Below are 24607 nucleotides of genomic sequence, written 5' to 3'. Positions count from 1 at the left end.
AAGCGACGATCATGAATTACGAGACCAAGACGGCGGAAAAACTTATGGCGGCTGAGAACATCGGCGAAACGAAGATGCAGGCCCGTGACGTTCGGGTCAGCTACGGCGACACCGAGGCCCTGCACGGCGTGAACCTGGACGTTCGCCACAACGAGGTTCTGGCGCTGATCGGACCCTCGGGCTGTGGCAAGTCGACCTTCCTGCGCTGTCTGAATCGCATGAACGACACCATCGACATCTGCCGGATCAGCGGTGAGATTACTCTGGATGGCCAGAACATCTACGATCGCTCCATCGATCCCGTCCAGTTGCGCGCACGGGTCGGCATGGTCTTCCAGAAGCCCAACCCCTTTCCCAAGTCGATTTTCGACAACGTGGCCTACGGTCCGCGCATTCACGGCTTCACACGTGACAAGGAGGAGCTGCGGCAGATCGTGGAAACCAGCCTGCGCCGCGCCGGCCTGTGGAAGGAAGTGCACGACCGCCTGGACGAGCCCGGCACAGGCCTGTCGGGTGGCCAACAACAACGCCTGTGCATCGCGCGCGCCATTGCGGTCAATCCGGAAGTGATCCTGATGGACGAGCCCTGCTCGGCGCTGGACCCCATTGCCACGGCCCTGATCGAAGAGTTGATCGACGAGATCAAGCAGAGCTACACGATCGTGATCGTCACTCACAACATGCAGCAGGCCGCGCGTGTTTCGCGCCGCACCGCCTTCTTCCATCTGGGCAACCTGGTGGAGGTTGGCGAGACCGAGCAGATCTTCACCAACCCCGGCGACCAGCGCACACAGGATTATATTACGGGCCGCTTCGGCTGATGCCCCTGGCCCTATCCGCGGAGAGTTACGATGACTTCAGAGCAAGGCGACCACATCATCCGGTCCTACGATGAGGAACTGGAACACCTGAAGGAACTGATCGCCCGCATGGGCGGTCTGGCGGAAACCCAGCTGGCCGACGCCGTGGACAGCCTGGTGCGCAACGACCAGGAACTGGCCACGCGCACCATCCGCAACGACGAGAAGATCGATGAGATCGAGCACGAGCTCGATGCCTACACCGTGCGGATGCTGGCCCTGCGCCAGCCCGTGGCCTCCGATCTGCGCATGGTCATTTCGGCGCTCAAGGTGGCCAGCGACCTGGAACGCATCGGTGACTATGCCGCCAACGTGGCCAAGCGGGCCGTGGCCCTGCACCAGCAACAGCCGCTGGATCCCGTGCGCTCCCTGCCGCGCATGGCCAAGCTGGTGCAGACCAACATCAAGCGGGTCCTGGACGCCTATGCCAAGCGAGACGCCAACATGGCGCTGAACGTATGGGAAAGTGACCAGGAAATCGACGAGATGTACACCAGCCTGTTCCGCGAGACTCTGACCTACATGATGGAGGATCCGCGCAGCATCACATCGGGAACCCATCTGCTGTTCATCGCCAAGAACATCGAGCGCATCGGCGATCACGCAACCAATATCGCCGAGATCGTCTATTTCATGGCCACCGGCAACCAGATCATGATCGACCGCCCCAAGGGTGATACCTCCAGCTTCGCGGTTGTCGAACCGCCGAACGAGGACAAGACCGCCGGGTCGGGATCCAACAACGGAGATGAACAAAAATGAAGCCGGTCATCCTGATCGTCGAGGATGAAGCAGCGCTGGTCACCCTGTTGCGGTACAACCTGGAACGCGAAGGCTATGACCTGCTCAAGGCCCGGGACGGCGAGGAGGCCCTGACCGTCGCCCAGGAAGAGAAGCCTGACCTGATCCTGCTGGACTGGATGCTGCCGCTCATGTCCGGACTCCAGGTCTGCCGCCAGCTGCGCCGCGATCGCGAGACCCGCGAAATTCCCATCATCCTGCTGACCGCGCGCGGCGAGGAAACCGACAAGGTACGCGGTCTGGAAAGCGGCGCAGACGACTATATCACCAAACCCTTCTCACCTGCGGAGCTGCTGGCCCGTGTGCGCGCTGTCCTGCGACGCGCGGTGCCTGCAACTTCGGGAGAAACCCTGAGTTTCGCGGACATTTCCGTGGATCTCAACGCCCACAGGGTGCGCCGGGGCGAACGCAACGTTCACCTGGGTCCCACCGAGTTCCGCCTGCTCAGCCACCTCATGCAGCATCCCGGCCGGGTCTTCAGCCGCGAGCAGCTATTGGATGCCGTCTGGGGTCATGATGTCTACGTCGAGCCGCGCACCGTGGACGTGCATATACGCCGTCTGCGCAAGGCCCTGAACGAGGGCGAGCAGAGCGACTTGATCCGCACGGTACGCTCGGCCGGCTACTCCCTGGATTCACCCAGCTCCTGAAAGCCGGATCTGATCAAGCCCCGCCCTGGGATTTGGCCGGCTCCAGCTTCCGGCTCACACGAACAACGTTGGTGTCTTCGGCCAGCAGGCGACGATCGAAGCCCAGATCCTTGACCAGTTGAAGCATGCGCGCATTCTCGCTCAGGACATCCCCCCAGACTTCCTGAATGCCGCGGCGAGCGGCATAATCCAGGATGCGCCGCATCAGCAGGTAACCAAGTCCCCGCCCCTTGATGTCAGAGCGCACCGCCACGGCATATTCCGCGCGCTCGTTCTCAGGATCGGCCGCAATGCGCACCACGCCCCACAAATCCTCCGGATTCTCCGGAGAGATGGCGACCAGTGCCATTTCGCGATTGTAGTCGATCTGGGTAAAGCGCGCGGCGGACTCATGACTCAACTCGGCCATGTGCGAGAAGAAGCGCATGCGCACATCGTCTGGCGTCAGGTGCTTGTAGAGCTCATTCAAGGCCGGCTCGTCCTCGGGCCGGATCGGCCGCATGAAGATCTCTGTCCCATCCATCAAGTGCCCCCACTGCTCCAGCAGGCGCGGATAGGGCCGGATGGCCAGGCGATAGGCGGGACCACGGCTGTTGTCCACCGCGTCGCGTGGCATCAGCCGAACGCGGGCATCCAGGGCAATCACGCCCTTTTCGTCGGCCAACAAGGGATTGATGTCGATTTCGCGCACTTCGGGCCGTTCGGCCGCGATCTGCGAGAGATGCATCAATGCCGCTGCAATAGCGTCAAGATCGGCAGGCGCCTGATCGCGATAACCCTTCAGGCGGTCGTAAATCCGGGTCTCGGCCATCAGCGAATGGGCCAGCGCCATATTGAGCGGCGGCAGGCCAACCGCCTTGTCACGGATAACCTCGACCGCAGTGCCCCCTTCACCAAACAGGATCACCGGGCCAAACTGGCGATCCTCGGTCAAGCCCAGGATCAACTCCTGAGCCCCGGGACGCCGGCACATGGCCTGTACGCTGAAGCCATCCACCTGGGCCTCGGGCCGGGCCTGGCGCACGCGTTTCAGCATTTCTTCGGCTGCAATCCGCACCCGGTCACTGTTGGCCAGGTCCAGCTTCACGCCGCCCACATCGCTCTTGTGCGTGATGTCCGGGGACAGGATCTTGAGGGCAACGGGAAAGCCGATTTCCTCGGCCTGGCGCACGGCCTCGTCCGGATCAGCAGCTTTACGGGTTTCCACTGTGGCAACGCCATAGCAGGACAGCAGGGCCTTGGCTTCAGGCTCGCTCAACCATTCGCGGCCTTCGGCCAGGGCCTCTTCCAGCAAGGCCTGCACCGATTCACGGTCCGGATCCTTCTCATCCGGCAGACTGGCTGGCGTTTCCATCAGCTCTTCCTGGCCGCGGCGGTAACGCACCAGGTGCATGAAGCCCCGTACTGCCCGCTCCGGCGTATCATAGGTAGGAATGTGGCTCTCGGCGAAGAGCGAACGTGACTCGGCCACGGCCTGGTCACCGAGCCAGGCGGTAAAGATCGGCTTTCGTTTCCGGGACGGTCGCGCTTGAACGGTTTCAATAACGCTCTCTGCCACGGCATTCGGGTCCGCCACCGCCACGGGACAATGCATGACCAGCAGGGCATCCACGCCCTTGTCTTCCAGCAGGTTCTGCGTTGCGTTCCGATAGCGTTCCGGATCCGCATCCCCGACGATGTCCACGGGGTTGCCGTGACTCCAGGTAGGCGGAAGGGCCGCTTCCAGGCCCTGCATTGTCTCGTCCGAAAGCTCTGCCAGGTGACCCTTGTGTTCGATCAGCGCATCGGTGGCCAGGACGCCCAGGCCGCCGCCATTGGTCAGGATGGCCAGCCGATCACGGTCCCCATGCCGCAGCGGTGTGGATGTCGCCAGTGTCTGTACCGCATCGAACAGTTCCTCCAGCGTGAAAACGCGCAACACGCCAGCCCGCCGGAAGGCCGCGTCATAGACCTCGTCCGCACCTGCCAGGGCGCCGGTATGCGAGGTTGCAGCCTTCGCCGCTTCGGCATTGCGGCCGCCCTTGATGACGATGACCGGCTTGATGCGTGCACAGGCCCGAGCCGCCGACATGAACTTGCGCGCGTCAGTGACCGCCTCGACATAGAGCATTACGGCACGCGTTTGAGGGTCCACCGCCAGGTAGTCCAGCATGTCCCCGAAATCCACGTCCGCCATGTCACCCAGGGAGACAACATGGGAGAAGCCGATGCCGCGCCCTGTGGCCCAATCCAGCATGGCCGTCACGATAGCCCCCGACTGGGTGACGAAAGCCATGTCTCCGGGCAGGGCGGCCTGGTGGGCAAAGCTGGCGTTCAACCCCTGGTGCGGGGCCAGAAGGCCCACGCAATTGGGCCCGACAACGCGCAACGTATGCGGCCGCGCTGCATCCAGCATGGCCTGGCGCAGGCTCTGTCCCGCCTCCTGGCCACCTTCACCGAAACCCGCGGTCACGACCACGACAGCCTTCGTGCCACGCTCGGCCAACTCTCGGGTCAGGTCCGGCACGGTATCCGGTGGTGTGCAGATGATGGCCAGGTCAGGGACACGCGGCAGGGACGCAACGGAGGGATAGGCCAGGACACCCTCGATGGATTCCCGTCGCGGATTGACCGGCATGATGGGACCCTGAAAGCCACTGTGGAACAGGTTCCGGGCAAGAAAATGGCCGACGGACCCCTTGCGCCCGCTGGCCCCGATCAGAGCCACGCTGCGGGGGTGGAAAAAGGCTTCAAGATTGCGCGTCGTCACAGCGAGCTTTCCTTGTCCCTGAGGGTATGGTCACGTCATGCTGCACTGCAGCATAAACACTGGGCGAAGCCGTGCAAGTGTCATTGCGTGGAACCTGACGGAAGCAGGTCTTGATAGACTGCAGCCGTATCCGCATCGAAAACGCAGAAGATCACCCTGGTGGGGCGTTCACGCGCCCTCAGTTCCCGCTGTACGCTGGAAACGGCGATCTCGGCCGCCCGATCCGCCGGAAACCCGAAGATACCCGTCGAGATGGCCGGAAAGGCAATGGAGTCCAGACCGTTTTCATCCGCCAGGCGCAGGCTGTTCCTGTAGCAATTGGCCAGCGCCTCGTCCTCACCTTGGCTCCCGCCTTGCCAGACAGGTCCCACGGCATGGATCACATGGGCAGAGGGCAGGGAGAAACCGGGCGTGATCCGTGCCTCACCGGTGGGACAACCACCCACTTGCCGACAAGCCTCGGCGAGCTCCGGACCGGCGGCCCGATGAATGGCACCACAGACACCGCCGCCGGGACGCAACTCGCTGTTGGCCGCATTGACGATCGCATCGACCGTGAGTTGGGTGATGTCACCCTGATGCAGTTCCAGTTTCTGGTCCGCCATGCACGCGAGTCTAGCAGCGGCAGAGTGACGGTCAAATCAACTGCGTTGCCGCGCGCTATTCGGCGGCGGCCGGTCGCAATTGCCCCGTGGGATACAGCCGGCTGATCCAGATGAGCAGCAAGAGACCCGGAATGGCCATCAAGGACGTGGACATGAAGAACAGGACCCATCCCATCTGGTCCACCAGCCAGCCGCTGCCTGTAGACATCAGCGTGCGCCCGAAGGCCATCAGCGAGGTCAAAAGCGCGTACTGGGTGCCGGTGAAGGCCACGTTGCAGAGACTGGACAGATAGGCCACGAAGGCCGCCGACCCCAGGCCTCCGGTAAAGTTGTCGACCCCGACCACCACGGCCAGAAGCCAGAGATCCGGCCCATGGACGGCCAACCAGGCGAAGAAAAGGTTGGTGACGGCCTGCAGGATGCCGCCAATGAAAAGCGCCTTCAGCACACCGATCTTCGCCACCAACACACCGCCCACGAAAATGCCGAAGAGCGTGGCGAAAACTCCGAAGAACTTTGTGACACTGCCGATTTCCACCCCACTGAACCCGATTTCATTGAAGAAGGGATTGGTCATGGTCGCAGCAATGGCGTCGCCATACTTGTAGAGCAGGACGAACAGCAGGATAGCCACCCAGCCACGCCGCGTCAGGAATTCCGCGAAGGGATCTATGACGGCACGCTTCAGCCAGGCGACAATTCGCTCGAAGCGGCTGTCCTGCGCCGTGCCCACGGGCTCCGTGGCTGCCTTGGGCACGGCGGGTTCGGGACCGATCAGCACACCGATCATGCCAATCACGACCAGTGAGGCCATGGCGGCATATACCCAGAACCAGGCCACGAAGTCACTGAGTGCCAGGGCGCCGGCCCCGGCCACGATCATGCCCAGACGGTAGCCGGTCTGGGTGACGGCCGCACCCGCCCCCTGTTCGTTTTCCTCCAGCACCTCGATGCGATAGGCGTCGATCACGATATCCTGGCTGGCCGAGAGGAACGCCACCAGCAGGGCATAGGCCGCCATGACGAAGGGCGCGTTCTCCGGATCGCTGGTTCCCAGTAGCAGGATGCCGCCCGCCAGCAGGACCTGGACGGACAGCGCCCAGCCCCGACGCCGGCCAAAAGCCCGGCTCATGACCGGCAGCTTCACGTGGTCGATCAGCGGCGCCCAGAGAAACTTCAGTGCGAAGGGGGTGGAGACCGCCGCAAAGAGACCGATGGTGGTTCTGTCGATCCCGGCTGTCGAAAGCCAGTAGGACAGGGTGGAGAAGCCGAGCAGAAGGGGCAGGCCGCTGGAGAATCCCATCAGGAGGATCGCCAGCATGCGGCGGTCGTTGTAGACCGCCGCAGCGGCGGCCCATCTGCTCAGAAGGGTCATACGGCCTCGCGTTGACGACTCTGGCGCTTGCGGGCGTGATGGTCCAGCAGGCGCTTGCGCAAACGAATCGAGGTGGGCGTCACCTCGACCAGTTCATCATCCTCGATATAGGACAGCGCCTGTTCAAGCGACATTTCCCGCGGTGGCGTCAGGCGCACGGCTTCATCCTTGCCACTGGCCCGGAAGTTCGTCAGCTGCTTGGACTTCATCGGATTGACTTCCAGGTCCACGTCGCGGTTGTGTTCACCGATGAGCATGCCTTCATAGACCGGCGTACCCGGGGTGATGAACATGATCCCGCGTTCCTCCAGATTCCACAGCGCATAGGATGCCGCCTGCCCAGGTGAGTCCGCGATGATAACCCCGTTACGCCGGCCCTGGATCGGACCCTTGTAGGGCGCATATCCGTCGAAGACACGGTGCATGATGCCGGTGCCGCGCGTATCGGTCAGGAATTCCCCGTGATAGCCGATCAGCCCGCGGGCCGGGGCCAGGAACCTCAGGCGCACCTTGCCGCCGCCGGAGGGCTTCATTTCCTGCAGCTCCGCCTTGCGCTGGCTCATCTTGTCGACCACGGCGCCGCTGTAGTCCTCGTCCACATCGACCTGGACTTCCTCGATGGGCTCCAGGCGCTGGCCGTCATTCTGCTGTATCAGCACGCGCGGACGACTGATGGAGAGTTCGTAGCCTTCGCGGCGCATGGTCTCGATCAGGACACCCAGCTGCAGTTCGCCGCGGCCGGCCACCTGGAAGGCGTCCTTGTCCTCGGTTTCGGTGATCTGGAGAGCCACGTTCCCCTCGGCCTCGCGTAAAAGGCGATCTCGGATCATGCGGCTGGTCACCTTGTCGCCCTCGCGGCCTGCCAGCGGCGAATCATTGACCGAGAAGGTCATGGCCAGCGTCGGCGGATCGATGGGCAGCGAGGGCAGGGGTTCGTCCACCGAGGTCTCGCAGATGGTGTCGGCAACGGTGGGCTTTTCGAGCCCCGCCACGGCCACGATATCCCCGGCCTGGGCCTCTTCCACGGGCACGCGCTGCAGCCCGCGGAATGCCAGCAGCTTGGTCAGACGCGCTTCCTGCAGACGCTCGCCGGTGCGCGAGAGGGCCTTCACCGTCATGTTCATGCGGGCTCGCCCCGAATAGATGCGTCCGGTCAGCATGCGGCCCAGATAGGGATCCATTTCCAGTGTGGTCGCCAGCATGCGGAACGGGCCTTCCTGCTGCGCCACCGGCGCCGGAACATGCTCGACAATGGTCTCGAACAGCGGCTGCATGTTCTCTCGCGGGGCGTCCGGGTCGGTTATCGCCCAACCATTGAGTGCCGAAGCGAAGATCGTGGGGAAGTCCAGCTGTTCCTCGTCGGCTTCAAGTGCGGCAAAGAGATCGAACACCTCGTCCTGCACCTCGTAGAGTCGGGCATCCGGCTTGTCGGCCTTGTTGATCACCACGATGGGCTTCAGGCCGCGTTTGAGCGCCTTCATCGTGACGAACTTGGTCTGCGGCATGGGGCCTTCGGAGGCATCGACCAGCAGAACCACGCCGTCCACCATGGACAGGATGCGCTCGACCTCGCCGCCGAAATCGGCGTGGCCCGGCGTGTCCACGATGTTGAATCGCTTGTCCTGCCATTCGACCGAGGTGCACTTGGCCAGGATGGTGATGCCGCGTTCACGCTCCAGATCGCTGGAATCAAGCGCGCGTTCAGCCACCTGCTGGTTGGCGCGCACCGCGCCAGATTGTTTCAGAAGTTCGTCCACCAGGGTGGTCTTGCCATGATCGACGTGTGCGATGATGGCGATATTTCTCAGATGTTCAATTGGGGTCACGATTTATGTCCGTTGTCGGCTGTCCAGGGGTCTAGATATCCAGATCTCGGGCGGCAAGCAGCGCGCCGAGATTCTGTTGGGGTCTGGGGCCGACATGGGAAATCACTTCGCCGGCTGCCAGGGCCCCGATCCGCCCAGAGGTCGATGGAGGGTACCCCCTGGTATAGCCATAAAGAAAACCGGCGGCATAGAGGTCGCCGGCACCGGTGCTGTCCACCACCTCGCCCAGGGCTTCGGCGGGGACCTCGAAGCGGCTGCCATCCTGCAGGATCATGGAGCCCGCCGCACTGCGCGTGACGACCGCCGTTTCGCAATGGTCTTGAAGCTGGGCGAGCGCATCCTCGAGCGACTCGCAGAGATAAAGGCTCTTGGCCTCCTGCTCGTTGGCGAAAAGCAGTTCCACATGGTCGGCGATCAGCTCCAGGAAGCTGTCACGATGCCGCTCCACACAGAAGGGATCTGACAAAGACAGGGCCACCTTGGTGTTGTTCGCCTTCGCCGTCTCCACAGCCTCCAGAAAAGCCTGCTTGGCTGCCTCGGCATCCCAGAGATAGCCCTCGAGATACAGGACCCGCGCCTCGGCAATCAGCTCATGATTCAGGTCCTCTGGTCCCAGAGTCACCGAAATGCCGAGATGCGTGGCCATGGTACGCTGAGCATCCGGCGTCACGAAAACCAGGCAGCGACCGGTTGGTGCACCTTCCTCAGCCGGCAAGGTGGTGAAGGCTATGCCTGTGGAACGGATGTCATGGCGGAAGATTTCACCCAACTGGTCATCACGAACCTTGCCGATGAAACCGCCTTGCCCGCCCAGCGAGGCCAGACCGGCAAGTGTATTGGCCGCCGAACCGCCCGACATTTCGGTGGTCGGGCCTGTTGCGGCATAAAGCCGGCGCGCACGGTCGGCATCCACCAGGGTCATGCCGCCCTTCGGCAGTTCCTGTTCTTCCAGGAAGGTTTCATTGGACGTGGAAATGACGTCGACGATGGCGTTGCCGATGCCCACCACGTCGAAGTTCTTGTCCGTCATGCGAGGGGTCCGTAGCGACTTTGATTGGTTAGCGGCGCCAACCTACACCTGTCCCCCGCTAGCGTCCAGCCTGCAACCCCTGTCCGGCCATCCAGGTCAGGCGCCGGACAGGGTGTGCAGATGGAACGTAAAAGTCGATCTACTCCACCGAAAGAGTTGCGATCTCCACCTTTGCCGCCGCGCCGTGCAGGATACTGGGCTGCTGATCCACGCTTTCGGGGGGAACCAGGGACGGCCAGAGCGGCTTCACCGCGGCGATCTGCTCCTCGATCCGTCCGAGAGCGTCCCCAGCCTGCGCGCGCTGTTCCTCGGACAGTTGGTCCAGCATGTCCTCGGCCACACGCACGAAGCCAAGTGCATCCTGGTATTCATGGGCGTTGGAGACGCGCCCGTCATCCTCCACAGCGATATCATACTCCTCGGCCGCAGTGGCAAACAGACGGTGAATTACGGCCAGACGCGTATCCAGGCCGACCTGACCGGCCTCGGCTTCGGCTTCGGATATGGCCGCCAGGAGCGATTCGTAGCGGCTTTCCACCTCATCGACCGGCTTCTCCGCCTCGACCGCCTCGGCAAGCGCCTGCAATTCCTCCGCAAAGCCTTCGGCGTCCCTGGCCTCGAGCGCCGGAACGAAATCGGCGTAAAGTTCGTCCTCGGGATGTTTCATGTGGGTGACGGACGCCTCCTGATGGCCCTGGCGATAGAGATCGACGCCGACCTTCAGGTGACCCCGCATCAGGGCAAGCGTGGACAGATAGGCGGCATCGTCGCTGACGGCCGCGGCGGCTTCACCGCCTTCGCCACCTTCGCCGCCTTCACCGCCTTCACCGCCTTCACCGCCTTCACCGCCTTCACCGCCTTCACCGCCTTCGGCAAGCTGGACGGAGGTAAGTGCGGTCCGGACTTTCAAGTCCTCACCTTTCATAGATACCGAGTTGTCGGACGCGGCGGAGGCGGGGGCTGAAAGCCCCGTGCCCATCGCGGCGGCCATGCCCAATGCCGTAAATACCTTGAGTTGTTCTTTCATGGCAGGAATCCTTTCTCAGTCTTTCGGAATATCGAAGGACATGCTAAAGCAAGACCATAATTGATGATGATAATCAATATCAATACTGACGTCATGTTCCGTGCATCCGGCAGGCCTTCCCATGCTCTACGTCATCGATAACATTCTCTCGACGGCGGAATGCCAGGCCATGCAGGAGGCCATGGACGATCCCGCCCTGTTCGAGGATGGGCGCAACAGCGCCGGCTGGCATGCCCGTCAGGTAAAGAAGAACCGACAGCTGAAGGGCGGTGCGCAGCGCGATGGGATGGTCCGAAAGGTGGAGCAGGCGCTCTCGCGGCATGTGGTGTTCCGGGCCGCGGCCTGGCCCAAGCGCTTCGTGAAACTGCTTGCAAGCCGCTACGAGCCTGGCATGGAATACGGGCTTCACGTGGACGATGCGCTGATGGGCGGCCAGCGCACGGATCTCTCCTTCACCCTGTTCCTGAGCGATCCCCAGGATTACAGCGGTGGCGAACTGATGATCACGGAGAGCAGCCTGGAACGTGCGGTAAAACTGCCGGTGGGCCAGCTCGTGCTCTATCCCTCCGACAGCCTGCATCGCGTGGCGCCGGTAGAGCAGGGACTGCGCCTGGCCGTGGTAGGTTGGGTGCGCAGTTACATCCGCCGGGATGATCAGCGTGCCATCCTGTTCGACCTGGAAACCTCGCTCAAGGAAGTCTACCAGCGCGAGGGCAAGAGCAGCCTGTTCGATCGTCTGGCCCGCACCCGCAGCAATCTGCTACGTCAATGGTGCGATGATTAAGGCCATTACCGACCTCGACCTGCCCATATTCCTACTTGCCTGCGGCGAAAGGGCATTCTAAGCCTTCGCGTCATGATTTCCGATTTCATGAAAGCGCTGGGCATCCTGACCGAACCGGAATCGCGCCGGGTCATGCGCAATTCCTTTGGCCTGACACTGCTGACCTTCATTGTGCTCTGGGTCGCCGCCACCTTCGGGCTGAGCGCCTTCGGCGAGTATGTCTATGACTGGGCCAATGCCCAGGGCTGGGGCGACTTCTGGCTGAGCATTATCCGTTTCCTCTATGCCACGGCCGCGGTCAGCGGTGTCCTGATCGTCAGTTTCCTGCTGTTCCCGGCCGTCATCGGCCTGGTTCTCTCGGTTTATCTGGATCCGATCTGCGATGCCGTGGAAAGGAAGCATTACCCGGAACTGCCGCCGGCACGGGAACAGCCCGTCATGGAAATGACGGGCGATGCCCTGCGCATGACGCTGGTCATCGTCTTGATCAACCTTGCCGCACTGCCGCTCTATCTGATTCTGCTGTTCTTTCCGCCCTTCAATCTACTGGTCTTCTACAGCGTGAACGGTTATCTTCTGGGACGGGAGTTCTTTGAGATTGCGGCCGTGCGCCGGATGTCCTCGCAGGAGGCCAATCGGCTGCGGCGAAGGCAGCAGGGGCGCATTTTCCTGACGGGGGTCGTCATAGCCATATTATTGACTCTTCCCGTCATCAACATCGTCATGCCAATCGTGGCAATTGCCTTCATGCTGCATGTTGTCGAGAAGATTCGGCGGCGGGAGGGCTATTCCATCCGATAGCCGCGTGGATCCCATGCGGTGATCGGCCTTTCATCCAGAAGGAGACAGGTACAGCGATGTTCGGAAAGCGAAAGAACGAGGCAGAAACCGGCACAAGGCCGGGGCCTGCAGATCCCCGCAACCAGGGGGGCGCAAAGGGACGCACCTCAAGCCGACCGGATGCTTCCGCCGTTCTCGACCGCCAGCCGGTCCCGCCTGTCCGCAGGCCAGCGGAGCAGAGTGGCGGCGCCGAGCGTCGTGGAGCGGAACAGGCAGAAGCCAGGGAAGGGAACGTGACCGAGATGAAAAACGCGGAAGGTGAAGGCAAGAAGCTGATCGTAGGCCGTGGCATAAAGCTCTCTGGCGAGATCAACGCGTGCGAGAAACTGGTGGTCGAAGGCGAAGTCGAAGCGGACCTCAGTGGGGCCCAGGTTCTGGAAATCTCGGAACACGGGCTTTTCCGCGGCCGCGCCATGGTGGACTATGCCGAGATCAGTGGAACCTTCGAGGGTGAACTGACCGTTCGCGACCGCCTTCTGCTACATTCCAGTGGCCAGATCGATGGCGAGCTCCACTATGCCGAGATCGAGGTCGAACGTGGCGGCCGCATTCGTGGCAAGGTGTCCGAGGGCGAAGAAAAGTCCAGCAAGGCCAATGCAACGGCCACGGCCAAGACAAGCGGCAGCGAAGCACCATCCGGCAGCAAACCGGCCGCTGCTGCTGCGGATAGCAGCGATGCCGGCAAGGACGAGAAGGCAACAGCGGCCAGCTAACAACAACCAGAGGCGTGGATCGGGTCTGTAGTGTCGTTCATTGTGAAGTTCCCCGTCTTGTCCCTTGTCCTCCTGCTGTTGGCGGGGGGCTGCGCCGCAACGACACAGGATCCCGGATCAGCAGGAGCCCCGGGGGTTCCCGCTTCCACACTGCGTAACCAGCCAGAAAGCCTGATCGGCCTGGACCGGACAAGCTTGAGTTCGACTCTGGGTGAGCCGCGCATGCTGCGCCACGAAGCTCCAGCCGAGATCTGGCAGTACCGCAGCCAGAGCTGTGTCCTGGATGTCTTCCTTTATGAAGCGCCCGGCGGGGCAGAAAAGGTCAAGCACCTGGAAAGCCGCAACAACCTGGCAGAGGCGGTGGCAATGGACCGCTGCATGAAGTCGGTCCTGCGGAAAACCTGACGTGATCGGCTGTCAGTTGGCCGTGGTCTTTGCCTTGTAGCTGCAATAGGGCTCAACCACACAGACCGCACAATCCGGCCGACGCGCCTTGCAGACATAGCGTCCATGCAAGATCAGCCAGTGGTGAGCGTGCTGCTTGCGGTCTTCGGGAACAATCTTTTCCAGTTTCTTCTCGACCTCGAGCGGTGTCTTGCCTGGCGCCAGGCCCGTGCGATTGCTGACGCGGAAGATATGAGTGTCCACGGCAATGGTCGGTTCGCCGTAGGCGATGTTCAGGACGACATTCGCGGTCTTGCGGCCCACGCCGGGCAGCTTTTCCAGTGCCGCACGGTCCCGCGGGACCTCTCCGCCATGCTCTTCAACCAGCTGATGGGAGAGCGCGATCACGTTCTTGGCCTTGGTGTTGAACAGGCCAATGGTCTTGATGTAGTCGCGCAGCCGTTCCTCACCCAGGTCGAGCATCTTCTCGGGCGTATCGGCCACGGCAAAGAGCGGTTTCGTGGCCTTGTTGACTCCGACGTCGGTGGCCTGGGCCGACAGCACCACGGCCACCAGCAGGGTATAGGGATTGACGAACTCCAGTTCGCCCTTGGGTGCGGGAGTGGTCTCTGCCAGTCGGTCGAAAAAGGCAGCGATATCAGCCTTGCGCATGGGTCATTCGTCCTGAGTTACAACAGCCCTGGTCCAAGACCTTTAGAGCAGGAAATGGCGGCTTGTTCAAACCCCTGGCGGCAGGGCTGCAGGGACGGTCGCTGGCCTGGCCGGATTGCCGGCATGATTGTCGGCCTTGCAGCCTGCTTGCCTTTCCTTTACCTCCGGAGCTCTCAGCAGGAAACGGGATCCACATGAACGACAAGACAGCTCGGCACGAAGACGCTTCCTCCGAGGACGGCCTCGACCCGCTGGCCGAGACCATTCTGGCGCTGTTGGCGGAAAAGGGCCCTGACGGCCGGATCACGCCGACAGATGCCGCGCGCGCCTATGCCGCCACCCGTCCCGAAGCGAAGAAGAGCCGCGAACTCTGGCGCCGATACCTGCCGGCCGCACGGCAGCAGGCGCTGTTCCTGGCACGGCGTGGCGACATCGTCATCTATCGCCGCGGCACCCCCCAGGACCCGCATGCACCGATCAAGGGCCTGATCCGCCTGGGACTGGCCACTCCGGCGCAGTGATCCGAATTCGGGCAGCTAACCCCGGCTCCTGGAGACCCCAGATACAGATAGTCAGGCTGGGTCTGATTGAAGACTTTGAAGAAGGCATTGGAAACGGAACGCTACCTGGCGCGTAAGAGCTCCACTATTTCCGAGAACTGCTCCGCAGGATACTCCGCATTGGTGCGTATCATGAGAAGATGATCATGGAGGGCAGTAAGCAGGACATCGCCACCTTGCGTCATTTCACCCTCGTACACGGCCGCCTTATCCATGCCTATCTCGAAGTTGGCCTCTTCATTGTCGAGCGAAACCAAGGCAATAATAGAGCCGATGGACGGATTCTCGCCAAGGCTCACCTGTAACGGGCGTTCTGTATCGACAAGCCGCATAAGCGCCTGGGAAAGATAGGCATCCTCGGGCAACCGTTTGAAGACAGCCTGAAAGTCCTCCTCTTCATTGCGATAAACCACCCTATTCTCGTCCAGGAATTCGTAGGTTAATGTAAATTCACCTTCATCTTCGGGATAGGTGATTATTATGCGATCCCCGGATACCTCATAATGCCCGCCAGAAAATCCGTTCGCCCGATCAACATTGACATCAAGGCCACGTAGGCTGCCATCAGCGCCAAGTGATTCAATCAAATAGATTTCGCTCAGATCGAATTCTTCTGAGCCTGTCGAATCGTACCAATAGCCTTGAAAACGCTCATCGGCCAGAACGGGCATGGCCGCAAACGCGAGGCATGTCGTAAGTGCGAATTTGACAAAGTTTTTCATGTCCATTCCTCAGTCTGCAGCTTTCTGCGCCGATGCAATGCTCTCTTGCATGATCATGATCATCTCGTCGAAGGCTTCGTCTGGATAGGCCGTGCCCAATCTGAAGGCGGCAAGATGCCTAGAGACAGTGGAAACCACAGGCACGCCATTCCGGTTGATTTGCCCGCGGAAGGCCTGACGTCTGTCGCTGAACAGGATGAATTGCGCGAATGGATCTTCAGTGGTCACCAGTACGGAACGTTCCCCAAAGTCGCTGTCGACCTCGAGCTCCGCTTCCTCGAGCTGGCCGTTTTCGGCCAGTCCCAGAAGAGCCAGGGTTAGATGTGCATTATCGGGAAGCCGCCTGTAATACGTCTTGGCATCTTCAGGGTTTTCATAATCCCCGGCTTCATCCGTATAGAGCAGGGTATCACTATCGATGAGTTCGTATCTGTAAGGATGGCGTTCAGGCTCCTCATCCGATCCACGCGGATAGATGAATGTGATTTCATCACCTTCAACACTGTACTCTGCAGAGGTGTAGCTGCTCACTTCTTTGCCGTCGGAGCTCAGGTTTAGGATCGTACCATCAGCATAGAGGGCCCCGATATGGACGTCGTCTATTGTGAAACCAGGCGCCCCCTCTTCGAGATACCAATACCCCAGAAGCTGTTCATCGGCCTGTGCCGTCAATACTGGCAATGCCAGCCAGACAAGAAGACTCCCCAACAAACCCCTCATTAAGCCCTACCCCTTTTTTGTTCGATTTCAACGGACAAGCTACAGCTCCCCGGAGAAAAGTCCAGTCTTCAGGGCAAATGGATATGGCACATCTTTGCCCTCTGGCACTGAAGCCTGTCATGAAGACAAGGCATGCCCTAGCGGGTCGATAACCCTCTGACCAGCCGCTCGAAACGTGGCAGAAAGCTTTCCGGTCCAAGGGCCAGCGCGACGACATCATGTGAGACCGGAACCACCCAATCGTGCCCTTGGCGTGTGACAGCGCCATCACTCCGCGCCCCCTCGAAGCCCAGCAGGAGGATCGACCCCCTCACAGAATCAAGGTAGACCCGCGCTGCCTTTGGTGCCCCCAGAATATGCCGGCCATCGCCGTTCAGGAGCTGGATCGAACGCACTTCACCGCTTTCGGCAAGCTTCACTGCGGCCGACCACAAACCGCTTTTCCCGGAGAGCGCATGGAATTCCATCGAACGATCACTACCCGATGAGAGGACCAGGGTATCCTCCCCCTCGAACCCGATCTGATGGTGGCTTTGGTCCCTGTCCGGAAAGGCAAAAGTCAAATCCTTCCCGGTAACCTCGAAGCGGCTCTCGGTGAAGATCTCCATGCGGTTGCTTGGGTCAATGAAGATCTCGACCAGGTTTCCACCTGGTCTCATCACCATGATGTATTCGGCATTCTCTACAATGGGCCCCGCCCCATCAGGAACGCGAAACCACGCACCCTGGATGCCCTCGTTGGCACTGACCCCCATTGCGAAGAGACAGAGTGCAATCGCCAGTGCACGGCGTTTCACCTTGATCATTCATCTTCCGGGAGAAGAGGACGCGAGGCTTCGGAAAGCAGGCGCGTCACCTTCGCCGGTGCTGAACCGGGAGTGAGCCAGAAGGCCATGACGTTCGGACCGAGGGGCCTCCCCCAAGGCGCCTCATCAATCTCGATGGCCCCTTCCAGTCGAGCATTTGGCATATGCACCAGCAGAAGCCGCCCATTATCGTCTTTCAGATCGACAACAACCCTCTCCGCGTCTCCGAAAAAGTCATCCGTGACAGCGGGTTGGTATCGCGCCACCTCGCCGGTCAAGGCCAGACGCAGAAGAGCAGCATGCAGGTGTGCATCCTCTGGCATTCGCCGGAGGAAGAACTCACCTTTCATGTTTACGAAGTGGATCAGATCTGCATTGAGCGGCTCATAGTAGTATTCGCTGTCATACAGAACCTCGGATGAGGTGAAGACAGCTATGTTACCCTGGATCTCGACATCCATGAATGCGATCGACTCCGCATCAGCAGACAGGGCCCTTGGAAGTATGGCTAGGCGTCCATCAGGATGAAGGGCATGTAGGGTATCTGTCCGGGCAAAGTCGGGGAAACCGTCGCGACCAGAGAGAAACCAGTAGCCATGAATCCGATCATCGGCGAGCGGGAAACTCGGCGTAAAGACCGCCAGCGAAAGAAGCACCAGCAGGGTGCGGACCATCATTACTCCTTGAGATAGGCTTAATTTCTTGCCGCAAGGAGTGCGTCCATGAGGCCGTCAACCCGATACCAGAGCGTATATTTTTCACCGTTGTCCTTGCGGAATATCAGGGAAATGCGCGGGTCCTGCATCCGGGAAAGATTAAAGGCAAACTTGCTATAGGAAACCGTGACATCCAGGGCGATGATCTGATCATCGCGATCACATGGCATGGCACGGCCCGACTTGCCGCCGGCAATCTGCGAGAAGGACTTGTGGCAGCTCGCGCAAACGGCAAAACCATCTGTCTTGGTACAGGCCTGTTCTGGCGACAGGGTCGCAAATTCGGTTGTATCCTCACTTGCCTGATCTTCGAGTCTGAGTCCTTCAAAGCGGGCAAGATAGAACTCACGCCTCTCAAGTACCGTTTTGTGCACTAAGGAACTGAATTGCAGGAGGGTCTTCCCGACGGACTGCCCGTACAAGCACAAGGCGCGCTGTTTTCTGCCATCCTCCGATCGCTTGACGTATCCCAGTTCAGCACATTTCTCCATGGCATCCGCCAGTGCCGTCGGAAAGGGCGGAAGGAACGGACCGTCCGGATTGGTCTCGTATTCCCCAACGACCGCATCACCCCAGTCCGCAATCTGCTCCAGGACCCTGTCGCCGCCATCCCGGATATCCAGCCACTTGGACGGCAAATCGAAACGGACCCTGGATCTGAGGTTGGCCGTCATCATATCGAAGCGCGAATGTTTGGGCGTAATGTAGATGGCCGATCCCCGATCACGTCCGCTTGCCCTTTCCTCAAGCGCGCGCCATCGCCGCTCCTTGATTCGTGGATTATCAACCTCCTCGTGGGCCAAGAGGTCGGCCATGCCAGCGACCGCATCCTTGTAATCTTCCGCCCGGACATCGGCAGTCTGCCCGAGAAGGAAAATCGCGATCAAAAGCGCAACAATATGTGGATGCCAACGCGACGCTGCTTTCATATATCGGATGATGATATGCGACGAACTCTGTCTCATGTGGCTAATGCCCCCTGATTATGTGCCCCTGACACTAAAGGCCTTTTTATCCTTATCCCACAGAGTGATGGCAATCGCGACAGATAAACTTAACGGGCAGCACGGACGAGAACAGATCCATAAAAAGGGGCGGATGCCTTCACCGCATCCGCCCCTGTTCTCAGGTTGACTTCACGGCCGTATCAGGCCGCTTTGTCGGACTTCATCAGGTTGCGCAGCACATAGTGCAGGATGCCGCCGTGGCGGAAGTATTCCACCTCGTCCTCCGTGTCGATGCGGCAAAGCAGGGAGACCTCCTTTGTCTGGCCGTCGGCGTAGTGGATCTGCGCCGGCATCTTCTTGCGTGGCTCGATGCCCTCTTCCAGGCCCTGGATGTCGAAGGTCTCGGTGCCTTTCAGGCCCAGGGTCTCGCGGGTGGTGCCTTCCTCGAACTGCAGGGGCAGGACGCCCATGCCCACCAGGTTCGAGCGGTGGATACGTTCGTAGGATTCGGCGATCACCGCCTTCACACCCAACAGGCGCGTGCCCTTGGCCGCCCAGTCACGGGATGAACCAGTGCCGTATTCCTTGCCGGCCACCACGACCAGGGGGGTCCCTTCGGCCTGGTATTTCATGGCGGCATCATAGATGGGCATCTGCGTGCCATCGGGCTGGTGGAGGGTCACGCCGCCTTCGACACCCTGTACCATCTCGTTGCGGATGCGGATGTTGGCAAAGGTGCCGCGCATCATGACCTCGTGGTTGCCGCGGCGCGAACCGTATGAATTGAAATCCTGCGGGCGCACTTGGTGCTCCATCAGGTACTGCCCGGCGGGGCTGTCCTTCTTGATGGCCCCGGCCGGCGAGATGTGGTCGGTGGTGACCGAGTCGCCCAGGATCGCCAACGGGCGGGCGTCCTTGATATTCGAGAAGCTGCCCGGCTCCGGCGAGATGTCCTGGAAGAACGGCGGGAAGCGCACATAGGTGCTTCCGTCGTCCCAGTCATAGGTCATGCCGGTTGCCGTCTTGATGCTCTTCCACTGCTCGGGACCTTCGAAGACATTGCTGTAACGGCTGCGGAACATCTCCGGCGTCAGGCTTTTCCGGAGAACCTCCTCGATCTCGTGATTGCTAGGCCAGACGTCCTTCAGATAGACGTCCTGTCCGTCCTTGCCCTTGCCCAGCGGTTCCTTGAAGACGTCGATCAAGGTATTGCCGGCCAGCGCATAGGCCACCACCAGCGGCGGCGACGCCAGATAGTTCAGCCGTGTCTGCGGATGGATGCGGCCCTCGAAGTTGCGATTGCCGGACAGCACCGCGGCCACATGCATGTCTCCCTCATCGATCGCCTTGGCGATGTGCTCGGGCAGCGGGCCGGAGTTGCCGATGCAGGTGGTGCAGCCATAACCTACCAGCTCGAAGCCCAGGGCATCCAGATCGTCCTGCAAGCCGGCGGCTTCCAGGTAATCGGTCACCACCTGGCTTCCCGGTGCCAGCGAAGTCTTCACCCAGGGCTTGGTCTCAAGGCCCAGCTCCAGCGCCTTGCGGGCCAGAAGGCCGGCGCCGATCAGGACCGAGGGATTGGAGGTATTGGTACACGACGTGATGGCCGCAATCACCACGGCGCCATTGTCCAGGCTGTAGTCGGCGCCTTCCACCGGCACGGACTTGGCGGGGTCGGCCTTGGACTCCGTGATGGTCGTCCGCGCATTGTTGGACAGGTCGGACAACGCCACGCGATCCTGCGGGCGCTTCGGCCCGGCCAGGGAGGGTTCGACGCTCGAGAGGTCCAGTTCGACCACGTCACTGAAGACCGGTTCGGGCTCGCTGGGATCGTACCAGAGGCCCTGTTCCTTGGCGTAGGCTTCCACCAGCGCCACGATCTCCTCGTCACGGCCGGTAAAGGCCAGATAGCGCAGAGTTTCGTCGTCGATGGGGAAGAAACCGCAGGTGGCGCCATACTCGGGGGCCATGTTGCCGATGGTCGCACGGTCGGCCAGCGTCAGCCTGGGAAGGCCCGGACCGAAGAATTCCACGAACTTGCCGACCACGCCCTTCTTGCGCAGGATTTCCGTAACCGTCAGCACCAGGTCGGTGGCCGTGGCCCCTTCCTTCAACGCACCGGTCAGGCGCACGCCGACAACCTCGGGAATGACCATGGTGACCGGCTGGCCCAGCATGGCGGCTTCCGCCTCGATGCCGCCAACGCCCCAACCCAGGACGGAAAGGCCGTTGACCATAGTGGTGTGGCTGTCGGTGCCGACCAGGGTATCCGGATAGGCAACACGCTTGCCGTCGATTTCCTTGTTCCAGACCACCTCGGCCAGGTACTCCAGGTTCACCTGGTGGCAAATGCCGGTGCCCGGGGGCACGACACGGAAGTTGCCGAAGGCATTCTGGCCCCAACGCAGGAAGGCATAGCGTTCGCCGTTGCGCTCGAACTCGTGATCGACGTTTTCCTTGAAGGCCGTGTCATTGCCGAAGGCATCAACCATGACCGAATGGTCGATCACCAGATCGACCTGAGACAGGGGGTTGATCTTGCGCGGATCCCCGCCCAGCTCGGTCATCGCTTCGCGCATGGCGGCCAGATCGACCACGCCCGGCACGCCGGTGAAGTCCTGCATCAGCACACGGGCCGGCCGATAGGCGATCTCGTTGTCCGAGCGTTTGTCCTTCAGCCACTGGGCCACGGCCTTGATATCATCGACCTTTACGGACTGGCCGTCCTCATGGCGCAACAGGTTCTCAAGAAGAACCTTCAGCGAGGACGGCAGGCGGGAAACATCGCCCAGCGTCTCTTCGGCAGCCTTCAGGCTGAAATAGTCATAGTCCTTTCCCTTTACGGAAAGCGTACGGCGGGTCTTGAGGGTGTCCTGTCCGAGGCTCACGAAATCTCTCCTTCGTTCTTGACGCCGGATCGGGAACTGCAGGAAGGGCCCGTCGCCTCGATCCGGTATCAGTGGGTCGCTCACGCTGGCTCGTCCGGTTGTGCCGGGCAGGCCGCCAAAGGCGCCTGCCAAGAGCCGCGCAGCGCCCCGCAACCGGTAGCGACCATGTCTGCGGGATGACGCTTTGTACGATTTATGCGCCTTATATACGCATCACGGCCTGTTCAGCCAAGCCCCCATCCGAACCGAAGACCCGGAGGGAGGGGCTACAGGATGAACTTGGTCAAGTCGGAATTGCGCGCCAGCTCGGCCACATGACTGTGAACCATCTCGGCGGTGATCTCGATGTGCTCGCCGCTGCGATCGCTGGCCGTGAAGGAGATTTCCTCCAGCAGCTTTTCCATGACGGTGTGCAGACGCCGCGCGCCGATGTTCTCCACCGAGGAATTGATCTCGGCGGCCAGGTCCGCCAGGGCGTCGATGGCCTCGTCGGAAAAGACCAGGTCCACGCCCTCGGTGTCCATCAAGGCCTTGTACTGGCGGATCAGACTGTTCTCCGGCTCCGTCAGGATGCGCTTGAAGTCGTCGCGGGTGAGCGCCTGCAGCTCGACCCGGATGGGAAGGCGCCCCTGGAGTTCGGGCAGCATGTCCGAGGGCTTCGCCACATGGAAGGCGCCCGAGGCCACGAAGAGGATGAAGTCGGTGTTGACCTGGCCGTGCTTGGTGGTGACCGTCGTCCCCTCGATCAACGGCAGCAGGTCGCGCTGTACGCCCTCGCGGCTGACGTCGCCGCCGCCCTGCTGGCTGGATCGCGCGGTGATCTTGTCGATCTCGTCCAGAAAGACGATGCCGTTCTGCTCCACGTTCCGGATCGCCTCGGCCGTCACCTTTTCCTCGTCCAGCAGCTTGTCGCTCTCCTCGGCGATCAGGACGTCGTAGGAATCGGCCACGGTCATGCGGCGTGACTTTGTGCGCCCGCCAAAAGCCTTACCGAACATGTCGTTCAGGTTGATCATGCCCATCTGGCCACCCGGCATGCCAGGAATGTCCATGGTCGGCATCTGCATGCCGGCGCTGTCCTGGACCTCCAGATCGACTTCCTTGTCGTCCAGCTGGCCATTGCGCAACATGCGACGGAACTTGTCCTTGGTCTCGTCGCCCGCCTTCTCACCGACAAGAGCTTCGACCAGGCGGCTCTCGGCATTCAGTTCGGCCCGGGCATGAACCTCGCGCCGCATGCGCTCACGCGTGATGTTCAGCGAGGCCTCGAGCAGGTCGCGGATAATCGATTCCACGTCACGGCCCACATAGCCGACCTCGGTGAACTTGGTGGCCTCGACCTTCAGGAAGGGCGCCTGTGCCAGCTTGGCCAGCCGGCGCGCGATCTCGGTCTTGCCGACGCCGGTCGGACCGATCATCAGGATGTTCTTGGGCAGCACCTCGTCGCGCAGGTCCTCGGGCAGCTGCTGGCGGCGCCAACGGTTGCGCAGGGCCACGGCCACGGCGCGCTTGGCCTCGCGCTGGCCGACGATGTAGCGGTCCAGCTCCGAGACGATCTCGCGCGGGCTGAAGGCATTGGCGCTGGTCTCGGGCGCCTGTGCTTCGGGGTGGTAGGCGGTTTCTTCCTGCACGTCAGATGCTTTCAACGATGATGTTGTCATTGGTGTAGATACAGATCCCGGCAGCTATGGACATGGATTTACGGGCGATCTCTTCGGCTTCCAGGCCGTCGATGTCCACCAGGGCGCGGGCGGCGGACAGCGCATAGGCCCCACCCGAACCGATGCCGATCAGGCCGTCTTCCGGCTCGAGGACATCGCCGTTGCCGGTCAGCACCAGCGAGGTCGCGTTGTCGGCCACGGCCATCATGGCTTCCAGGCGGCGCAGGTAGCGATCGGTGCGCCAATCCTTGGCAAGCTCCACCGAAGCGCGCATCAACTGCCCCGGATGGTTTTCCAGCTTGGCCTCCAGGCGTTCGAACAGCGTGAAGGCATCTGCCGTGGCACCGGCAAAGCCGACGATCACGTCGCCGTCCCGTCCCAGGCGCCGGACCTTGCGCGCGTTGGATTTCATGACCGTGTTGCCAAAGCTGACCTGCCCGTCACCTGCGATGACAGCCTTGTCGCCCTTGCGTACGGAAAGGATGGTGGTGCCCCGCCAGGATGCGGGACCGTTCTGTTCTGCTTCACTCGACATGGCCCCTCAAATGGCAGCAGAGGGCCGACGGATCAAGATATCAAGTCACGCTTTTTCGCGGAGGTGGCTTTTCCGGCCACGGCTTGGTAAAACCGCGCCGGTTCATGATCGAACCGCTCATACTGGAAAGCGGGATGCAGGCCATGCGCACAGGCCAAGTCGAGAGAAACACCAAGGAGACCAGGATCTCCGCCAGCGTCAACCTGGACGGCAATGGCAATTATGACATCGCCACGGGTATTGGTTTCCTGGATCACATGCTGGAACAGCTGTCACGTCACAGCCTGATCGACATCACGCTGCGCGCTGATGGCGACCTGCACATCGATTTCCACCACACCACCGAGGACAGCGGCCTGGCCCTGGGCGAAGCCATCGCACAGGCCCTGGGCGAGCGCCGCGGCATTCGCCGCTATGGCTCGGCCCTGATTCCCATGGATGAAACGCTCAGCCGCGCTGCCCTGGACATATCCAATCGGCCCTACCTGATCTGGAAAGTGGACTTTACCCGCGACAAGCTGGGCGAAATGGACACGGAACTCTTCAAGGAATGGTTCCAGGCCTTCGCCCAGAAGGCCGGATTGACGCTGCATGTGGAGACGCTGTATGGCACCAACAATCACCACATGATCGAATCCTGCTTCAAGGCACTCGCACGGGCCCTGCGCGAGGCCGTCGAGATCGACCCGCGCAAGGCCGAGGACATTCCCTCGACGAAGGGCAGTCTCTAGTTTCG

Annotated in this window: 24 protein-coding genes; 9 read left to right on the top strand and 15 right to left on the bottom strand. The window is 61.2% G+C overall.

The window, feature by feature from the left end; all coding sequences use genetic code 11:
* The first annotated feature begins 11 nt into the window (after positions 1-11).
* Genes pstB through phoB form a run of 3 tightly spaced genes read left to right on the top strand, consistent with a single transcriptional unit; the run spans position 12 to position 2311 of the window.
* Positions 12-821, top strand: coding sequence for a phosphate ABC transporter ATP-binding protein PstB (gene pstB, locus BP38_RS0105195; protein ID WP_026986870.1), 810 nt, complete (start codon positions 12-14; stop codon positions 819-821).
* Between the two features lie 30 nt (positions 822-851).
* The gene (gene phoU / locus BP38_RS19125; protein WP_051608989.1) at positions 852-1622 is read left to right on the top strand and encodes a phosphate signaling complex protein PhoU; all 771 of its coding nucleotides are present in this window, start codon (positions 852-854) and stop codon (positions 1620-1622) included.
* Positions 1619-2311, top strand: a complete 693-nt coding sequence (phoB, locus tag BP38_RS0105185; RefSeq protein WP_026986869.1) for a phosphate regulon transcriptional regulator PhoB — start codon at positions 1619-1621, stop codon at positions 2309-2311. Before phoU ends, phoB begins: the two co-directional genes overlap by 4 nt.
* Positions 2312-2324: 13 nt before the next feature.
* Here phoB and BP38_RS0105180 read toward each other — a convergent pair whose 3' ends face one another.
* From BP38_RS0105180 to BP38_RS0105155, 6 genes are all read right to left on the bottom strand, one after another.
* Entirely contained in the window at positions 2325-5060 is a 2736-nt protein-coding gene (locus BP38_RS0105180) for a bifunctional acetate--CoA ligase family protein/GNAT family N-acetyltransferase (protein ID WP_026986868.1), read from the bottom strand.
* A gap of 80 nt (positions 5061-5140) precedes the next feature.
* Complete coding sequence (locus BP38_RS0105175) at positions 5141-5665, bottom strand: O-acetyl-ADP-ribose deacetylase (protein ID WP_026986867.1); 525 nt, start codon at positions 5663-5665, stop codon at positions 5141-5143.
* A gap of 55 nt (positions 5666-5720) precedes the next feature.
* Positions 5721-7040 (bottom strand): AmpG family muropeptide MFS transporter, encoded by a 1320-nt coding sequence (locus tag BP38_RS0105170; RefSeq protein WP_026986866.1) that lies wholly within the window; start codon positions 7038-7040, stop codon positions 5721-5723.
* Positions 7037-8857, bottom strand: coding sequence for a translational GTPase TypA (gene typA, locus BP38_RS0105165; RefSeq protein WP_035723882.1), 1821 nt, complete (start codon positions 8855-8857; stop codon positions 7037-7039). The genes BP38_RS0105170 and typA overlap by 4 nt, the downstream gene beginning before the upstream one ends.
* 40 nt (positions 8858-8897) lie before the next feature.
* Positions 8898-9896 carry an adenosine kinase gene (locus BP38_RS0105160; RefSeq protein WP_026986864.1) on the bottom strand — a complete coding sequence of 333 codons (999 nt, stop codon included), beginning with the start codon at positions 9894-9896 and terminating at the stop codon, positions 8898-8900.
* Positions 9897-10035: 139 nt separating this feature from the next.
* Entirely contained in the window at positions 10036-10923 is an 888-nt protein-coding gene (locus BP38_RS0105155; RefSeq protein WP_026986863.1) for a 4-helix bundle domain-containing protein, read from the bottom strand.
* Positions 10924-11044: 121 nt separating this feature from the next.
* On the opposite strand from BP38_RS0105155, the gene BP38_RS0105150 reads away from it, so the two are divergent.
* From BP38_RS0105150 to BP38_RS19110, 4 genes are all read left to right on the top strand, one after another.
* Positions 11045-11707 carry a Fe2+-dependent dioxygenase gene (locus BP38_RS0105150; protein ID WP_026986862.1) on the top strand — a complete coding sequence of 221 codons (663 nt, stop codon included), beginning with the start codon at positions 11045-11047 and terminating at the stop codon, positions 11705-11707.
* Between the two features lie 87 nt (positions 11708-11794).
* A complete protein-coding gene (locus BP38_RS19120) occupies positions 11795-12508 on the top strand; it encodes an EI24 domain-containing protein (protein WP_162175122.1) in 714 nt (237 codons plus the stop codon).
* A 56-nt stretch (positions 12509-12564) separates the two neighbouring features.
* Positions 12565-13260 (top strand): bactofilin family protein, encoded by a 696-nt coding sequence (locus tag BP38_RS21640; protein ID WP_051608987.1) that lies wholly within the window; start codon positions 12565-12567, stop codon positions 13258-13260.
* 57 nt (positions 13261-13317) lie between these two features.
* Positions 13318-13665, top strand: coding sequence for a hypothetical protein (locus tag BP38_RS19110; RefSeq protein ID WP_155992207.1), 348 nt, complete (start codon positions 13318-13320; stop codon positions 13663-13665).
* A gap of 12 nt (positions 13666-13677) precedes the next feature.
* Here BP38_RS19110 and nth read toward each other — a convergent pair whose 3' ends face one another.
* Positions 13678-14316, bottom strand: coding sequence for an endonuclease III (nth, locus tag BP38_RS0105130; RefSeq protein WP_026986861.1), 639 nt, complete (start codon positions 14314-14316; stop codon positions 13678-13680).
* 194 nt (positions 14317-14510) lie between these two features.
* On the opposite strand from nth, the gene BP38_RS0105125 reads away from it, so the two are divergent.
* Positions 14511-14837 carry a DUF3253 domain-containing protein gene (locus BP38_RS0105125; protein ID WP_051608986.1) on the top strand — a complete coding sequence of 109 codons (327 nt, stop codon included), beginning with the start codon at positions 14511-14513 and terminating at the stop codon, positions 14835-14837.
* Positions 14838-14938: 101 nt separating this feature from the next.
* Here the strand turns inward: BP38_RS0105125 and BP38_RS0105120 are convergent, their stop codons facing one another.
* The 8 genes from BP38_RS0105120 to hslV form a co-directional block, all read right to left on the bottom strand.
* The gene (locus BP38_RS0105120) at positions 14939-15598 is read right to left on the bottom strand and encodes a hypothetical protein (RefSeq protein ID WP_155992206.1); all 660 of its coding nucleotides are present in this window, start codon (positions 15596-15598) and stop codon (positions 14939-14941) included.
* Between the two features lie 9 nt (positions 15599-15607).
* Positions 15608-16306 (bottom strand): hypothetical protein, encoded by a 699-nt coding sequence (locus BP38_RS0105115; protein ID WP_155992204.1) that lies wholly within the window; start codon positions 16304-16306, stop codon positions 15608-15610.
* A gap of 149 nt (positions 16307-16455) precedes the next feature.
* On the bottom strand, positions 16456-17124 hold the full coding sequence (locus tag BP38_RS0105110) for a hypothetical protein (RefSeq protein ID WP_026986857.1): 669 nt from the start codon (positions 17122-17124) through the stop codon (positions 16456-16458).
* Positions 17121-17801 (bottom strand): hypothetical protein, encoded by a 681-nt coding sequence (locus BP38_RS0105105; RefSeq protein WP_026986856.1) that lies wholly within the window; start codon positions 17799-17801, stop codon positions 17121-17123. The genes BP38_RS0105110 and BP38_RS0105105 overlap by 4 nt, the downstream gene beginning before the upstream one ends.
* Before the next feature lie 17 nt (positions 17802-17818).
* Positions 17819-18655, bottom strand: a complete 837-nt coding sequence (locus BP38_RS0105100; RefSeq protein WP_155992202.1) for a hypothetical protein — start codon at positions 18653-18655, stop codon at positions 17819-17821.
* A gap of 332 nt (positions 18656-18987) precedes the next feature.
* Positions 18988-21675 (bottom strand): aconitate hydratase AcnA, encoded by a 2688-nt coding sequence (gene acnA / locus BP38_RS0105095; RefSeq protein WP_026986854.1) that lies wholly within the window; start codon positions 21673-21675, stop codon positions 18988-18990.
* 266 nt (positions 21676-21941) lie between these two features.
* Positions 21942-23306 (bottom strand): ATP-dependent protease ATPase subunit HslU, encoded by a 1365-nt coding sequence (gene hslU / locus BP38_RS0105090; protein ID WP_051608985.1) that lies wholly within the window; start codon positions 23304-23306, stop codon positions 21942-21944.
* Between the two features lies 1 nt (position 23307).
* The gene (gene hslV, locus BP38_RS0105085; protein ID WP_026986852.1) at positions 23308-23871 is read right to left on the bottom strand and encodes an ATP-dependent protease subunit HslV; all 564 of its coding nucleotides are present in this window, start codon (positions 23869-23871) and stop codon (positions 23308-23310) included.
* A gap of 143 nt (positions 23872-24014) precedes the next feature.
* On the opposite strand from hslV, the gene hisB reads away from it, so the two are divergent.
* Complete coding sequence (gene hisB, locus BP38_RS0105080) at positions 24015-24602, top strand: imidazoleglycerol-phosphate dehydratase HisB (RefSeq protein ID WP_026986851.1); 588 nt, start codon at positions 24015-24017, stop codon at positions 24600-24602.
* Positions 24603-24607 lie beyond the last annotated feature (5 nt).

The organism is Fodinicurvata fenggangensis DSM 21160, assembly GCF_000686045.1.
Lineage (GTDB): Bacteria > Pseudomonadota > Alphaproteobacteria > Kiloniellales > DSM-21159 > Fodinicurvata > Fodinicurvata fenggangensis.
This window is presented reverse-complemented; position numbering and strand designations above follow the sequence as displayed.